Below are 1,905 nucleotides of genomic sequence, written 5' to 3' on the forward strand. Positions count from 1 at the left end.
ATATGCAAGAGTGATGTCAAAAGCGCAGAAAATGCACACTGCCTGTTGAGCATACTCAAGATGCACCCCCAGCAGGGCTTTCCCTTTCCCCCTGCTGGGGGCTTTTTGCGTCCGTGCGGTGCATCTGGCGGGTGGCGGCAGGGGTCAAAGGGGTATTCCCCTTGACCCGCCGACACCGCCAGCGCACGGCGCAAAATGCCCCCTTGACTATGAGTTAAATTTGGTGTACTATGTGTGCAGTAGGCAATATTTGACGCTTGATTGACACAGGAGGTAACGACAATGGCAACGCCAAAGAAAACGACCAAAAAGGTATCCAGCACCCGCCTGTATGTGAATGTTGCTCCGCAGACAATGAAACGTCTGGACAAAATCGCGGAGCGGTACGGCGTAACTCGTTCGAGCCTTATCAGCATGATTTTAGGGCAGTACTGCGAGAGCACGGAAAGAGCCTTTGAAGCAATTCCCGACGCAATGAAAACTGCGCTGGCAATGGCTGCACAGCCTCCCGATACGCAAACACCTGCGTGATGGCCGACCTTGTATCTTGTGAGAACGAAGGCCCCGACCGAGTTAATTACGCAAGGGAGCCCGCGAACCGTGCCTTGTAGACCGTTTGTCGGCTCCCGCGCAGTTGTAGGGCTGTGCCTTGTTGCTCAATTCCTTTTATTCGCTCAAGCGCCGTCTGCATGAACCGTGCCTTGTTGCTCTGTCTGCATGGCGCAAGAGTGCGAGACTTTCCCTCGAAAAAACATAGAGGGAGCTGGCACAGCTGGCGCGGCGCGTTCGCGCCGAGGAATAACGAAAAACCGCCCCCGCGGGGCGGCCTGTGGGGCCGCCGCGGGGCGGTTACTATTAACTTGATTATGTTTACACTTCGGCACGCCGAGGAGGTGACTTGCCTTGAATGTGCTCCTTGTGGATGAGTACGCGCCTCATCCTAAATTCTTTTGCAAAACTACCCATATGGGAAACGTAACGGAATTGACTGCCATGCAAAAACGCTCCTATGGAGCCCCGACAGTACGCATTGACAAAGACCATTACAAAGACCTGCGGTCAGGCTGTATACATGAGTACGCCCACGGAGAGACCCGTGCAGACAATGCGGACAGCGTGCGGCGCACTTTGGCAACGGTGCGCGCTCTCATAAACTGCAATGTGACGGTGCCGCAAAATTGTCGCTGGCTTACGTTCACATACGCCGAGAATATGACGGACGAAAAACGGCTTTCTGCTGACTGGAAAAAATTCTGGCAGAAGTTCAAACGCTGGTGTGTCCGTAACTATGTTGATGAACCTGAGTTCATCGGTGTTGTAGAGCCGCAAGGCCGCGGCGCATGGCATATGCACGTTTTCTTCATCTGGTCGCACACTGCCCCTTATCTTGACAATAACACGTTGATTGCTCCCATGTGGGGGCATGGCTTTACAAAAACAAAGTCGGTTACAAACTGCGACAATGTCGGTGCGTATTTCTCCGCCTACCTCGGAGATATGCCGCTGGACGAGTTCCAAGACCTCGCGCCAGATGAACAGGCCACAACATTCGTCATCAATGAGAAACCCGTCACGGATCAGGACGGCCAGACCGTGACAAAGAAGATTGTAAAGGGTGGCCGGCTGAAGCTGTACCCGCCCGGCATGAATATCGTGCGTTCTTCCAAGGGTGTGAAACGTCCTACTGTAGAGTTTTCTTCATACGAGGAAGCACAAAAAAAAGTCTGTGGGCAAACACAGACTTTCAAAGCGGGATATTCCCTTGTTGGTGACGATGGAAACGAGGTCAACCAAGTTTACAAGGAATATTATAACGCTGTCCGAAAAGATATGCAAGAGTGATGTCAAAAGCGCAGAAAATGCACACTGCCTGTTGAGCATACTCAAGATGCACCCCCAGCAGGG

At 52.7% G+C, this 1,905-nt stretch carries 2 protein-coding genes; both read left to right on the forward strand.

All coding sequences use genetic code 11. The features are described 5' to 3' along the window. The first annotated feature begins 282 nt into the window (after positions 1-282). Positions 283-531: a hypothetical protein gene (locus C4885_RS16050; protein ID WP_114001293.1), complete on the forward strand. Its 249-nt coding sequence runs from the start codon at positions 283-285 to the stop codon at positions 529-531. Between the two features lie 372 nt (positions 532-903). Continuing rightward, positions 904-1,842: a hypothetical protein gene (locus C4885_RS16055; RefSeq protein ID WP_114001294.1), complete on the forward strand. Its 939-nt coding sequence runs from the start codon at positions 904-906 to the stop codon at positions 1,840-1,842. The last annotated feature ends 63 nt before the right edge of the window (positions 1,843-1,905 follow it).

It is taken from the genome of Subdoligranulum sp. APC924/74, assembly GCF_003324125.1.
Classification (GTDB): domain Bacteria; phylum Bacillota; class Clostridia; order Oscillospirales; family Ruminococcaceae; genus Gemmiger; species Gemmiger qucibialis.

What these genes read in the sequence shown, in the direction of transcription:
- C4885_RS16050 (WP_114001293.1), top strand. Translation starts at nt 283, where the DNA reads ATGGCAACGCCAAAGAAAACGACCAAAAAGGTATCCAGCACCCGCCTG.